A 13,327-nucleotide genomic window follows, 5' to 3' on the forward strand; every position below is an offset into this window, starting at 1 on the left:
CGCTCAGAGGTCCCTCAGGGCCGCCAGTTCGGCCGCCACCTCGTCGGCGGACATGTCGGTGACGTCGTGCGGTCCCACGTCCACCTGCTGTTCTGCCGTGGAGTCCGCGCCGCCGAGCTGTTGCTCGAGGTAGTCGGTGAGCAGGCCGATCGACGGGTAGTCGAAGGCCAGGCTGGTCGGGAGGGCCACCCGCAGCGACGATTCGAGGAAGTTCTTCAGTTCGACGGCACCCAGCGAGTCCAGGCCCACCTCGAGGAACTTCGCGTCGGCCGGGACGTCGTCGGGGCCGTCGAAGTGCAGCGCGTCGGCGACGTGCCCACGGATCATCCGGTTCACCGCGGTCCGCCGCTCCGACCGGGGCAGGGCCAGCAGCACCGCCGGGTCGATCGCGTCGTCGCGGTTCTGCGTGCGCCGGGCCAGCCGCTGGTACAGCGGATTCGGCGCCCGGCCCCCGGCCAGTTTGTCCCAGTCGAACTCCCCGACGACCGCCTGTGGCACCGGGTGCGCGAGGATCGTGGCGAGCGCGGCCATGCCCCGCTTCGGCCGGATGAAACGCGTGCCCTGAGCCTCCAGGTTGCGGACGAGCCGCTCGTCCAGCTCTGCCGCCATGCCCACCTCGGCCCACGGTCCCCAGTTGAGTGAGGTTCCCGGGAGCCCCGCCGCGACGCGCCAGGACATCGCGGCATCCACGAACGCGTTTCCGGCCGCATAGTTCGCCTGGCCCACGGAGCCGATGACCGAGGCGACGGAGGAGTAGGCGGTGAAGAACTCGACGGTCGGTATCGCGGCGACGGCTTCGTGGAGGTGCCAGGTGCCGTACACCTTGGGTCCGAAGACGGTGTCGAGGTCCTCCCAGGTCATTGTCGCGATGGGTCCGTCGGCGAGGACGCCGGCAGCATGCAGGACGCCACCCAGCGGACAGTCTCCCGCGGAGAGCTCGGCGACCACCTCGCGCACGTCCTCGGCTCGGGCGACGTCGGCGCGGTAGACCCGCACCTCGACGTCGCGGCCGATGCGGGAGCGCAGGCCGGCGAGTTCTTCCTCGCTGACCGGACGCCGGGTCACCAGAGCCAGATGGCGGGCTCCCAGCTCGGCCAGCTTGCGTCCGGCGAGCAGACCCAGCGCGCCCAGACCACCGGTGATCAGGTAGGTGCGGTCCGGGCGGATCGCCGGCGGCGGCTGCTCGGCCTCCCCGGCCTCCAGGGACAGCACGAGCTTGCCGACGTTGGCACCCCGGCTGAGCACCCCGAAGGCCTCCTCGACCTCGTCGAGCGAGTACTCCGTCGTCCGTAGCGCCGACAACGTGCCCCGGTCGATCCCGTCGACCACCTCGCGCAGGATCTCGTTGTTGATCCGGCGCAGCTCCGCCTCGGGGAACTCGCTCAGGTCGAAGTTGTGGTACGCGACGTCGGGGCGCTCCTCGGCGGCCCGCTCGGGAGACCAGGCGCCGATCTTGCCCAGCTCCACGAACCGGCCGCCCCGTCCCAGGCAGCGCATGCTTGCCTCGATGTACTCCTTGTTGAGGCTGTTGAGTACGATGTCGATGCCCTCGCCACCGGTCGCCTCCAGCACCTTGGAGGAGAAGTCCAGGCTGCGCGAATTCAGCACGTGGGCCACCCCCTGCTCGCGGAGCAGGCCGTGCTTGTGCGGGCTGGCGGTCGCGAAGATCTCCGCACCTGCCGCCGTCGCGAGCTGGACCGCCGCCTGACCGACGCCACCCGCCGCGGCGTGGATCAGAACCCGGTCGCCGCGCTTCATCCCGGCCAGCCCGTGCAGCGCATAGTGCGCCGTGATGTAGGCGGTCGGGAGGGCTGCCGCCTCCGCGTAGGAGATCCCGGCCGGCATGCTGACGGCGGACTCCGACGGCACCAGCACCCGCTGGCGCATGGATCCGATGTGGCTGAAGACCACATCGTCGCCGACCTCGAAGCCGGCCTCCGGTCCGACGGCGACGACGGTGCCGGCGCCCTCGAAGCCCAGCGGCAGAGGCACGTACGGCTGCCCGGTGTCCTCGGCGTACTGCTTGAGCATGCCGAGCGCGTTGAGGACGTCCTTGAAGTTGAGGCCGGTCGCACGGACCTGCACCGCAATCTGGTCGCCGGTGGGCTCGACGTCCGGCACCGGGGTGAGGCGAATGCCCGCGAAGCTGCCGTACTCCTGGACGATCAGCTCCGCGTTGCCGGCGTCCGCACGCTCCGGCGAGTACGGCAGGAGCCGCCGCACGTGGCGACCGGAGGCGCGGTAGGCCACCTGGTACTCGTCCTCGGCCGCGACGACCTCGTCGAGCAGCGCGGCGGCGTCTTCCTCCAGCGAGCGCAGGTCGAGGAGGGTGACGCGGTACGCCGGGTATTCCGACCACAGTGAGAGGCTGAAGCCCCACAACGTGCTGGCGGGAAGGTGCTCCGCGACCGCATCGCCGGCATCCCCGGTGAGCTGCTGCGCCGTCTCGGTGACGAGGAACAGCCGGGTACTGCGTCCTTCGAGCGCGGCGATGAGCGCGAGAAGATCCCGGTAGTTGCTCTCGGCCTCGTCCCGCAACCGCCCGGCGAGGTCTCCCCCGGCCGGACGCCACACCCAGCAGACGTCGGCCGTGCCGGCGTCCAACAGCTCGCGGACGGCGCCGGCGTTCGGCGCGAACACGAGCTCCGTACCTGTGCTCTCGGCCTGCCGGCGCAGCACGGTGGCGTCAGCCGCGTCCCGGTTGACGACGATCAGCCTTCGCTCCCCGGCTTCCGCGCGGCGTACCAGCGCCCGCTTGAGCCAGCGTGGCCGATGGAACATCCGGGTGCGCGTGCGGTCCCCGGTCTGGGCGACCTGACGGAACCCGAGGCCGTCCACCACGATCACGACGCGGTCGCCGTCGAGGAGGAGGAGGTCGGCGCTGAAGTCACCGGCCGTCTCGGCGGCGCCCGTACGGCGGACGACCGCCCGCAGTATGCCGCCCTTGGGCTTCTTGAACAACCGCAGCCGGCCGAACCGCACCGGCAGATAGGTACGGCCGTCGTCGATCACGCCGCCGAGGGTCTGGATGACGTTGTCGAGCAGCTCGGGTGGCAGAAGGTCGAGACCTCCCGTCTCGCGCCCGCGGATCGCCGAGACCGCGGTCTCCGGGTCTATCCGGGACAGCGTGTCGATGCGCTGGAACTGCGGGCCGTACATCAGCCCGAGATCGGCCCACTCCGGATAGAGCTCGTCGCCGGTGCGCTCGTCGCCGGCCCGCTCCGCGGCGACCTCGCGCAACCGCTCGCCGAGCGACTCCAGCTCGGCGGAGCCGGCGGCGCTCGCGGCGATGCCGGCCCGGGCGTGCGTGCGCTCGATCGCCGCGTCGCCTGCTCCGTCGACGCTGAGGATCTCCACCCCGGCGGCGCCGTCGGGTGCCGGACGCAGCCGTATCCGGACCTCGGTGAGGCGGTCCGCCGCCAGCAGCAGGGGTTCGAGGATCTCGACGTCGTGCACCGGCCGGGACGTCTCACCGTAGACGGCGTCCTGTAGTGCCAGCACCGTCTCGACGTATCCGGCCGCCGGGAAGACGACCTGGTCCATCACCACGTGGTCGGCGAGCCACGCCGGCTGGTCGGGGCCGATCTGGGTCCGGAACTCGCGGATACCGGCCGCGGCCTGCTCGGCGGTGCTGATCTCGTCGCCCAGCAGCGGGTGCCGGGCGGCTCCCGGGTCGGTCGAAGCCCGCCGGTCGTGGCGTCCTCCCTTGATCGGCAGCCAGTACCGCCGCTGGTCGAACGGGTACGTGGGGAGGTCGACGCGCCGGCCGGCCGTGCCGTCGAAGACGGCGGCCCAGTCGATGGCGAGCCCTCCGGTGTAGGCGGTCACGATCGACCCCAGCAGCGTCGTCCCGTCCGTGTCAGCGGAACGCATGCTCGCGAGCCAACGGTGCCCCAGGCCGGGCTGCGCGCATCGGCGGCCGAGTCCCGTCAGGGTGGGCGCGGGCCCGACCTCGACGAAGACATGCGCACCGCGCTTCTGCACGGCCTGCATCCCGGCGGCGAAGTTGACCGGTTCGGCGATGTGGCGTGCCCAGTAGTCGACCGTGGCGACCAGAGCCGGGTCGGCGACCTCGCCGGTCAGGTTGGAGACGAACGGCACGGTGATCTCGCCGAAGCGCAGATCGGCCAGCTCACGCCTGAAGGACTCGGTCACCGTCCGCATCAGCGGCGAGTGGAAGGCGTGGGAGACGGCAAGCTCCGTGATCCGGTGACCGCGGCCGAGGAGAGATTCCTTGACGGCCGCGAGCGAGTCGCGACCGCCGGAGATCACGCAGTGCCCGGGAGCGTTGAAGGCCGCGAAGCTCACATCGGGCATTGCGGCGATCAGTGGTCGTACCTCGTCGGCGGGAGCGGCGACCGCGATCATGCCGCCCGGCTCGGAGACCGACTGCATGAGCCGGCCACGGACCGACACGAGCCGCACGGCGTCCTCGAGCTCGAAGAGCCCGGCCACCGTGGCCGCGACGATCTCGCCGATGCTGTGTCCCAGAAGGATGTCCGGCTCGACGCCGAACGAACGCCACAGCATGGCCGTCGCGTACTCCACGCTGAACAGCGCCGACTGGGTGTACCGGGTCTCGTTGATGCGCTCGGCGTCGCCACCGAACATCAGGTCGCGGATCGACTCGCCGAGGTGCGCCGCGAAGAGGCGGTCGCACGCGTCGACGTACCGCCGGAAGACGGGGTAGCGGCGGTACAGGGTCTCGCCCATGCCGACGTACTGCGCGCCCTGACCGGTGAAGAGCATGGCGACCTTGGACGGACCGGCCTCCGTCGCGGCCGGTGCGGGGCCGGCGAGCGCAGCGGCGAGCTCCTCCCTGGAGCGGACCACCACCGCCGTACGGGACGGGAAGTCGGCGCGGCAGACGCCCGCGGTGTAGCAGAAGTCGGCCACCGACACGTCGGGATTCGCCGCGAGGTGGTCGCGGTACCGGGCGATCTGCCGCTCCAGAGCGGCGTCGTTGCGCGCGGAGACGGCCAGCACATGTGGCTCGTCGCCGCTCGCGGCCGGCTCGGGGTCCGGGGCCTTCGCGGGGGCCTGCTCCAGGACGACCGAGGAGATCGTGCCCGCGAAGCCGAAGGAGTTCACCAGGGCCCGCCGGACGTCCGCTTCCCACGGCCGCCCGGTGACGGGCACCGACACCGGATACGTCGACCACGGGATGTGCCGGGACGGCGTGCGCATGCCGATGTGCGGGAAGACCTCGCCGTGCTGCAGTTGCAGCACGGTCTTGATCACGCCGCCGATGCCCGCGGCCGACTCCATGTGCCCGAGGTTGCCCTTGAGCGAGCCGATGATGACCGGCCGCTCGGTGGAGTGGGAACCGGCGAAGACCGAGCGGATCGCCCCGACCTCGATCGGGTCGCCCAGGGATGTGCCGGTGCCGTGTGCCTCGACGTACTGGATGTCGGCGGGCTCCAGCATCGCGCCGGTCAGCGCGGCGCGCATGACGGCGTCCTGCGCCGAGCCGTTGGGCACGGTGAGTCCGCCGCTCTCGCCGTCCTGCCGGACCGCGGTGCCGCGGACCAGGGCCAGGACGTGGTCACCGTCGCGCTTGGCATCGGAGTAGCGCTTGAGGACGAGTACGCCACAGCCCTCGCTGCGGCTGTAACCGTCGGCGCTGTCGTCGAAGGTCTTGCAGTGCCCGTCCGGAGACAGCATCCCGGCCTGGCTGAAGACGATGTGGTTGCGCGGGTGGTGGATCGCGTTGACGCCACCGCACAGCGCGACCGAGCACTCCTTGCGGCGCAGCCCCTCGACCGCGAGGTGCAGGGCGACGAGCGAGGAGGAGCAGGCGGTGTCGATCGCCATGCTGGGCCCGCGCCAGCCCAGGAAGTACGAGAGGCGGCCCGGGATCGCGCTGTGTGCCGTACCTGTGCCGACGTACGCATCCAGCTCCGAGTATTCGAGGGCGTCCACTTCGAGCGAGTAGTCGACGCAGCTCACGCCCACGTAGACGCCGCCGTCGGTACGGCGCAGCCGGACCGGGTCGATGCCGGCGTGCTCGAGCGCCTCCCACGCGGTCTCGAGGATCAGACGGCCCTGAGGGTCCATGTACTGGGCTTCCTTCGGCGAAATGCCGAAGAAGCGCGGGTCGAACCGGTCCATGTCCTCCAGGAAGCCGCCGCCGGAGGCCTGGATGGTGCCCTTGCCGCCTTCGGAGGAGGCGTAGCGGTCGACGTCCCACCGGTCCGCGGGCAGCGGGCCGATGCCAGACTCGCCGGCGCGCAGGAATTCGGCGAAACCGTCGGGCGTGCGGTTGCCGCCCGGGAAGCGTACGCCGATCCCGACGATGGCGATGGGTTCGTACTTCTCCAGCAGGAGCTCGCGCAAGATCTCAGGGTCGGACGTCGGCATGGTGGTCTTCTCCCTGCTGCTCATGCTTCGAACAGGTCCTTCAGCAAACTGTCGACGAGGGGCTTACGGTCGGCGGGCGGGCCCGGCGGCGGCGCGGGCGCGGCCGGGAACGACCCGGGCATGGCCGCGACGAGGTTATCCGTGAGGTCGGCGATGGTCGGGCTGGCGAACAGGACCGCGGCGTCCACCTCGCACCCGAGCTTCTCCTCGAGGCGCTGCTTGATTTCCGTCACCCGCAGGGACGTGAGCCCAAGGTCGAAGTAGTTCGCGTCGAGGGGCAGCGTCTCCTCCGGCGTCATCAGCAGGGCGGTACGGAATTCCGCGGTCACCGCCTCCTGCAGGGCCGCACGGCGGGCGGACGCGGGAATCCGCTGCAACGCGGTGATGAATTCGGTCGGCACAGCGGTCATGTCCTCGCGTCCTCGGCGGTCGCGCCGGGGGGATTGGTGATCGCCACCCGGATCTCTCCTGCCGACGCACCGCCCTGCTCGTCCCAGTAGCGGCACGTGGTGCGGAGCACGACGAGGGCGTCGCGGATGTCGCTGCCGCCCCACTCGGCGATGTCGTTGATCTCCAGCTCGCCGTGGAAGTACCGGCCGCTCATGGCGCGCTTGAACGAGCTGCGGAAGTCGGTGATGAGGAAGTCGGCGAGCTGCCGGGCCCAGTAGTCGTCCATTGTCCACCGGGAGAAGGGGGCCGCCAGCCGTTCCTGCACGGTCTTGGCGACCGTGTAGTAGAGCATCTGGTTGTAGCAGATGTTGAACTCGACCGAGTTGAAGTGTCCGGTGTCGTCGATGTAACAGGACTCAGGGATCACGAAGGTGCATCGCGCCGTGACCCGACCGCCGTCGGCCGGTTCGCCGACGGCGGTCACCTCCGCCGACCGCAGATACTTGCAGTTCTCCCGGTACGGGCGCAGTACGGCGGCCAGCAGCTCCTCATCGGTGGCGTGCGCGCCGCCGGACCCGACCACAGAGCCGGCGGCGTGGGTCACTGTGTTCACACGGTCACCGGGAACTGCCGCGGGACCCGGATCAGCCAGGACGGCCGCCAATCGAGCTCTTCCTGCGGAACGGCGCACTTGATGTTCGGGAACCGGCGGACGAGCTCGCCCAGGGCGATCCGCAGCTCGTTGCGGGCCAACTCCTTGCCCGGACAGTGGTGCGGTCCACGGCCGAAGCCGAGCTGCTGGTTGTCCGGTCGGTCCAGCCGGAGCTCGGCCGGGCACTCGAAGCGCTCGGGGTCCCGGTTCGCAGCGCCCAGCGAGATGATGACCTGCTGGCCGGCCTTGATCTGGGCCCCTCCGATGGTCATGTCCTCGATCGCAAAGCGGCGGATACCGCTGTGCGTCGAGCCGTCCCACCGCATCAGCTCCTCTACCGCGGCCGGGATGATGTCGGGGTTGTCCCGCATCTCCTGCGCCTTGTCGGGGTGGTTGATCAGGGCCAGGACGGAGGCGCCGATCTGCCCCACCGTGGTGTCGTACCCACCGAGGAGCAGGAAGAAGGTCATGCCGATCATCTCCTGGTCGGTCAGCGGCTGGCCCTCGCTGTCGCGGGCGCTGATCCAGTAGGAGATGAGGTCGTCGGCGGGCTCCCTCTTCTTCAGCTCGATGAGCTCCTCCACGAACGCGAGGAGCTTGCCGGCGGCAACCCTGGCAGCGGCCGGGTCCTTGCCCAGCATCGCGTCGCTCCAGGCGCGGAAGTCGGCACGGGAGGTGTCCGGCACGCCGAGGATGTCGGCGGTCATGGTGATCGGCAGCGGCGCCGCGAGGTCCGACATGATGTCGCCGCCGCCCTTGCGCTCGATCTCGTCCAGCAGGTCGTTGACGACCTGCTGGATCCGCGGCACCAGCGCCGCCATCCGCTTCGGGGTGAACGCGAAGTTCATGAAGCGACGCAGGCGGGTGTGCAGGGGGCCGTCCTCCATGTGGAGGTTTCCGGACCGCACGATCTCCGGCAGCATCTCGTTCTCGTAGTCGTCGTCGGCGTAGCGGCGGTTGCGCACCAGCCGCTTGTCCTTGAGCGCCTCGCTGGCCTCTTCGTACCTTGTGATCAGCCAGACCGGCGAGCCGTCAGGCAGGCACACGCGGTGCGCCGGGCCCTCCTCGTGAAGACGCTCGTACGTCGGGTACGGGTCGGCGAACCACTCCTCGTCGTACGGGGAGTCGAGGTTGTGCACGGGGCACTTCGAGGTCATCGATGATCCCTTCCGGGGCGTCGGGCGATGGTCAGAGCGGCTGGTCGTCGTGGAAGGGGAAGTCGTCGTGCACCGTCACGCGGAACGAGACCGTGGGCTCGGGCGTGCTCGTGTGCAGCGCCCGATGGATCAACGCACGGTTGTCCCAGATCAGCAGGTCGCCCTGCTCCGGCGTGACGAGGTGGATGCCGGGCCCGGAGAAGCTCGAGTCGTGCTGGCCGGTCTCCTCGAAGACCCGCTGCATGAGCGAGTCGTCGAGCCGGTTGCCGTCGGCGTCCTCCATCCCGACGGTGAAGCCCTCGCTGTTGTAGAGCACGGTCGCACCGGTCACCGGGTGCTTGAACAGCGTCGGGTGCGCGACCGTGGGCGTCTTGCGCTCCACTTCCTCGGTGAGCTCGCCGAGCGGCCGGTAGACGTCGGAGGGCCGGATCTTGAAATACCGGCGAACGCTGAACAGCGTCCGGGTGCCGGCGATCTCCCGCTTCAGATCCTCCGGCAGTCGCTGGTACGCCTGCGTCATGTCGATGTAGTAGGTGCCCCGGTTCTTCGCCGGGATGACCTGCGGGTAGATGAGCGTCAGGCCGAAAGGCTTCGGCATGAACTGGTAATCCGCGTGCCAGAACTTGCCCGTCTTCGGCACGCCGATCTGCTTGTCCCCGTCGCTGACGTTGGACGACACGAAGATGTCCGGCTCTTCCGGGTGGTGGTACATCGGCTCGTAGTACGCCTCGACCCGCCCCATCCGCCGGCCCATCTCGACGAAGGCGGACGGCGCCAGCGCCTGCCCCTTGAGGATCAGGATCTTGTGCTCGTACACGCCGTTCTTGAGGGCAGCGAAATCATCGTCGGAGGCGGTGGCCGGGTCGAAGCCCCGCACCGTGGCCCCGAAACCGTTGTCGGTGACCTGCACATCCATGGAGAAAGTCCCATCCCATGTCGCTGACGAAACGCAAAGCACGGACATTTGAAAATCGACCTCGAGCAAAGGTAGCAGCCGCAACTAATGCGCCGCTTATTCGTCGCTAAATGGCGGTTAAACCGCCCGGCGCGGCGTCCATTTCATTCCGGCTACCCGTCGGTTTACTTCGGCGTGGTAGAGAAGCAAGAAGCACCGCGACGGCGCTTGGGATCGCTCTCCGCACCCGTGAAGGTCATCGGTGCGCGGAAGCGCATGGAGAAGCGGGCGATCCGCGGCATCGTGGTCGCTCCGTCACGCTCCACCGGCACGATCTCGATGGCCCGGAAGAACGCCGCGCCCAGCCGGCCCTTGATGCCGGCGCCGGTCAGTCGCTCCGGCTTGCCGATGAAGACCACCGGCCGGCGGGTGGTCAGCGAGATGAAGACGTGGTCGGAAAAGGAAAGGTGATTGGCCGCGATGATGCACGGCCAATGGCCGGAATATGGTGCGCCCCGGATACGCGGGGACGATAGACCACCCTAACCAGAGTAGGCAGGGCAAGCCGAACAGCTCGTCTCAACAAATTGTTTCTTCCCGCATCCTGCCAGGCCCGAATGGATAGGCGAAATGCGTCTTCAGAACACTTTCGCGCCATCGGCAGCGATCGGTCGGCCGATGCTAGCAGCGGTTTAACACCCGCTCCTGAAGCCCGGCTAAAACGCGACTTAACCATGCCATTCACCGATCTGGCGCCGCCACTAAAATCGCGTCCCCGCTCTGGCGGTCACCGGAATTCCGCGCCTATCTTCATTGCTCGGATCCGTTCGTCTCGTGCGAACTTCTCGGCATGCGACGGGGGAGGCCGGGCTTGCCCTTTCCGCCGGCCACGGAGGCAGCAGTCTTGACCCACACCAGCGAGCACACCATCACACCGATTCTGCGGGCCGCCCCCAGCGGTTCCGCGTCTCCGCGAGGCCTCGGAGCGCCCCGGTCCCATCCGGGTCGCCGGAGCCCACAATCCGCTCGGCGCCCGGCTCGCCGAACGCGCCGGCTTCGACGGAGTCTGGTCCAGCGGCCTCGAGTCCACCGGCGGCCAGCCGACCATGTCGCCCGTCGTGGATCTGCCCGCGGTGGCGCGGGCATGCGGTTACCGCGAGGCCACCGACGGATCCACGATCCGCCAGGCCGTCCGCCGGGCGATGCGGCACGGCGGCCCGCAGTTCCTGCGCGTACCCGTCATCCCGGAATGGACCCGCACCTCGGCCGTCCGGCGCTGGCGCCACCCGCGTCGGTCGCCCGGTTCGGTGCCGCGGTGCTCCGGGCGGTGCACGGAACTCCCGCCACCACCCAACCGGCCGGTCCGACACAAGGGGAAGACGATGAAGACCGACTCCGCGGGCCGTCGCCGGCAGATCCTCATGAACCCGGGACCGGTGAATGCCGACGAGCGGGTCCGGGCCGCGCTGGCCGGCCCGGACATCTGCCACCGCGAAGTGGAGTTCACCGATCTGCTGCGGCGCGTCCGCGACAAGGTCGTCCGCATCTGCGGCGGAGGTAACGACCATGCCGGTGTGGTGCTGACCGGTTCGGGAACCTCGGCGGTCGAGGCGCTCATCAGCTCGGTGGTGCCGCAGGGCGGCGGCGTACTGGCCATCGACAACGGCCACTACGGCAGGCGCATGCACGACATCGCCGCCGCCTACGGGCTGTACACCCGTCATCTCGATCTGGGCTGGGGCACCCGCATCCCGCAGGCCAAGGTCGGGCGCCTCCTGGCCGTCGACGAAAGACTCACCCACGTCCTCGTCGTCCACCACGAGACGAGCACCGGCATGCGCAACGACGTGGCCGCTATGGCGACGGAGGCGCACCGGTACGGCCGCGAGGTGATCGTGGATGCGGTCAGCAGCATCGGCGCCGAGTATCTCGACATGCGCACGACCGGCGTCGACTGGCTCGCCGGCTCGGCCAACAAGTGTCTGGAGGGCATGCCCGGCCTCGGATTCGTGTGCGGCCCCCGCAGCGGCTTCGCGACGCTCGACGCCATGCCGCGCCGAACATTCTCGTTGGATCTGCACCGTCACTACCTCGCGCAGGAGGTCACCGGCGCTCCCGCCTTCACCCCCGGCGTACCGGCCTTCTACGCCTTCGACGTCGCTCTCGACCTGGCGCTGCGGGAGGGTGTGGCGGCGCGCGGCGCCCGCTACGCGCGCCTCGCGGAGCGGCTGCGGGACGGGCTCGAGCGACTCGGCTTCCGGCTCCTGCTGGCCCCGGAGGACCGCGCCGTCAGCCTCACTGCGGCGGCCCTGCCCCCCGGCGTCGACTTCGCCGCCGTGCACGCCGGCATGCGGGACGCCGGATTCGTCATCTACCCCGCACAGGAGGTGCTGTCGGGCGAGTACATCCGGCTGTCCACGATGGGCACGATGAGCGACGGCGACGTGGAAGCGTTCCTCGAGAAGCTGGGCGGGCTGGTTTCCGCGGCCGTCGCCACGGATGCCGGGTTCACCCGATGACGGTCACAGCGGCGAATCCCTGCCGCCACGTGAGACGCAGGGCGGTGGGGACCACTTCCGGCTGACGATCGTCGGTGGCGGGCCCCGGGCCACCTACGCGCTGGAACGGCTCGCCGCGACGGTGGACCGGCTCGGCCCGGACGGGCGAATCGAGATCCGGGTGTACGAGCGGACCGGCGAGCTCGGCGCCGACGGCGTCCACAGTGTACGCCGGGCCCGGACCAGCTTCCTCAACCGGATTCGCAGTGGCGGCCGGGCGGCGCAGGCCGGCCTGCAACAGGCGCGCCGCGTGGTCATGAGCGGCAAGGTCTTCGGCATCTTCCCGAAGGGCAACCCGTCCGCCGGACGGCCGGCTCCACCGGGGAAAGACCGGCGTCACGCGGCTGGCCCTGACTCACCGGCGCGACGGTCGTGCCGGTCGGCGTCCTCGGCACGAACGAGGTGCAGGGGTGCCCGTCGGCAGGGCACCCCAGGACCGCCGCCTCGCTAGCTCGCGAGCGCGTTCGCCTCGTCCAGTTGGGTGTCGAACTGGAGGATGCGCTGCTGCAATCGTTGGCTGCGTGCGCTCGGCTCGAGGCCCACCGCCTCGATGAGGTGTTCGCGGAGCCGGGTGTAGACCGACAGCGCCTCCGCAGTGCGTCCGGTGCGGTAGAGGCACAGCATCAGGAGCTGATGGATGTGCTCGTGGGTGGGGTATTCCGTCGCCACGGCGAAGAGCTCGGGAACCAGCCGGGCGTGCCGGTTGAGGCGTAGTTCCAGTTCGGCCTTGCGCCCGTACGCCAGCAGGAACTGCTCGTCGAGGTGCCGGCCGACCGAGTTGAGCACCGGCACGTCCCGGAAGTCGGCGAGCGCCGGGCCGCGCCGCAGTGCCGTGGCGCGTTGCAGGATCTCGACGGCCTCGGCGGTACGACCGGCCGCCTCGGCGTCGTCGGCGCGCTGCACGAGGCGGCGCAACGACTGATGGTCCAGGTCGTACACCCCGTCGTTGAGGACGTAGCCGGAGGCCCTGGTCGAGATGCCGACCGAGCCTGCTCCATGACCCTCCAGATGTTTGCGGACCCGCGACATGTAGACATGCAGTGCCGTCGCCGCGGTGCGCGGACGACCCTCCACCCAGAGTGCCGCCTCGATCTGCTGCGTGGACACCACGGTACCCGCGTAAGCACACAACAGCGCCAGCAGAGTACGCATCTTCGCCGGCCGTGGTGTTATCGACTGACCTTCCTTGCCGAGCACCTCGAACGGCCCCAGCAACCGCATACCAATCCTTTGTGGGCTGCGGAAAGCATCCAATTCCACAGGCGCATTCATCATCAAACCGCTGCCTCCCCCGATGGCCGCCGATGTTGATCAC

9 protein-coding genes are annotated in these 13,327 nt (G+C 69.7%); 2 read left to right on the top strand and 7 right to left on the bottom strand.

Translation table 11 applies throughout. The features are described 5' to 3' along the window. Nucleotides 1–3: 3 nt before the first annotated feature. From EDD30_RS13560 to EDD30_RS13585, 6 genes are all read right to left on the bottom strand, one after another. Complete coding sequence (locus EDD30_RS13560; protein ID WP_084556036.1) at nucleotides 4–6,384, bottom strand: type I polyketide synthase; 6,381 nt, start codon at nucleotides 6,382–6,384, stop codon at nucleotides 4–6. Beyond that, nucleotides 6,381–6,770: an acyl carrier protein gene (locus tag EDD30_RS13565; protein WP_084556037.1), complete on the bottom strand. Its 390-nt coding sequence runs from the start codon at nucleotides 6,768–6,770 to the stop codon at nucleotides 6,381–6,383. The genes EDD30_RS13560 and EDD30_RS13565 overlap by 4 nt, the downstream gene beginning before the upstream one ends. Further along, on the bottom strand, nucleotides 6,767–7,363 hold the full coding sequence (locus tag EDD30_RS13570) for an FcoT family thioesterase (RefSeq protein ID WP_244945239.1): 597 nt from the start codon (nucleotides 7,361–7,363) through the stop codon (nucleotides 6,767–6,769). The genes EDD30_RS13565 and EDD30_RS13570 overlap by 4 nt, the downstream gene beginning before the upstream one ends. Then, nucleotides 7,360–8,559: a cytochrome P450 family protein gene (locus tag EDD30_RS13575; RefSeq protein WP_071802765.1), complete on the bottom strand. Its 1,200-nt coding sequence runs from the start codon at nucleotides 8,557–8,559 to the stop codon at nucleotides 7,360–7,362. The genes EDD30_RS13570 and EDD30_RS13575 overlap by 4 nt, the downstream gene beginning before the upstream one ends. Nucleotides 8,560–8,590: 31 nt before the next feature. Next, on the bottom strand, nucleotides 8,591–9,475 hold the full coding sequence (gene scoE, locus EDD30_RS13580; protein WP_084556038.1) for a (3R)-3-[(carboxymethyl)amino]fatty acid oxygenase/decarboxylase: 885 nt from the start codon (nucleotides 9,473–9,475) through the stop codon (nucleotides 8,591–8,593). A gap of 164 nt (nucleotides 9,476–9,639) precedes the next feature. Then, nucleotides 9,640–9,873, bottom strand: coding sequence for a hypothetical protein (locus EDD30_RS13585; protein ID WP_071802766.1), 234 nt, complete (start codon nucleotides 9,871–9,873; stop codon nucleotides 9,640–9,642). 699 nt (nucleotides 9,874–10,572) lie between these two features. Between EDD30_RS13585 and EDD30_RS13590 the strand changes: the two genes are divergently transcribed. Both EDD30_RS13590 and EDD30_RS13595 read left to right on the top strand, forming a co-directional pair. Next, nucleotides 10,573–11,973, top strand: a complete 1,401-nt coding sequence (locus EDD30_RS13590; RefSeq protein ID WP_211277639.1) for an aminotransferase class V-fold PLP-dependent enzyme — start codon at nucleotides 10,573–10,575, stop codon at nucleotides 11,971–11,973. After that, nucleotides 11,954–12,463: an FAD/NAD(P)-binding protein gene (locus EDD30_RS13595; RefSeq protein ID WP_071802767.1), complete on the top strand. Its 510-nt coding sequence runs from the start codon at nucleotides 11,954–11,956 to the stop codon at nucleotides 12,461–12,463. Before EDD30_RS13590 ends, EDD30_RS13595 begins: the two co-directional genes overlap by 20 nt. Here EDD30_RS13595 and EDD30_RS13600 read toward each other — a convergent pair. Next, a complete protein-coding gene (locus EDD30_RS13600) occupies nucleotides 12,460–13,233 on the bottom strand; it encodes an AfsR/SARP family transcriptional regulator (protein ID WP_170047058.1) in 774 nt (257 codons plus the stop codon). The two genes, EDD30_RS13595 and EDD30_RS13600, sit on opposite strands and share 4 nt — an antisense overlap. Nucleotides 13,234–13,327: the final 94 nt, after the last annotated feature.

This window comes from Couchioplanes caeruleus, from assembly GCF_003751945.1.
Taxonomy (GTDB): domain Bacteria; phylum Actinomycetota; class Actinomycetes; order Mycobacteriales; family Micromonosporaceae; genus Actinoplanes; species Actinoplanes caeruleus.

What these genes read in the sequence shown, in the direction of transcription:
- EDD30_RS13595 (WP_071802767.1), top strand. Translation starts at nt 11,954, where the DNA reads ATGCCGGGTTCACCCGATGACGGTCACAGCGGCGAATCCCTGCCGCCA.
- scoE (WP_084556038.1), bottom strand. Translation starts at nt 9,475, where the DNA reads ATGGATGTGCAGGTCACCGACAACGGTTTCGGGGCCACGGTGCGGGGC.
- EDD30_RS13575 (WP_071802765.1), bottom strand. Translation starts at nt 8,559, where the DNA reads ATGACCTCGAAGTGCCCCGTGCACAACCTCGACTCCCCGTACGACGAG.
- EDD30_RS13600 (WP_170047058.1), bottom strand. Translation starts at nt 13,233, where the DNA reads ATGCGGTTGCTGGGGCCGTTCGAGGTGCTCGGCAAGGAAGGTCAGTCG.
- EDD30_RS13560 (WP_084556036.1), bottom strand. Translation starts at nt 6,384, where the DNA reads ATGAGCAGCAGGGAGAAGACCACCATGCCGACGTCCGACCCTGAGATC.
- EDD30_RS13565 (WP_084556037.1), bottom strand. Translation starts at nt 6,770, where the DNA reads ATGACCGCTGTGCCGACCGAATTCATCACCGCGTTGCAGCGGATTCCC.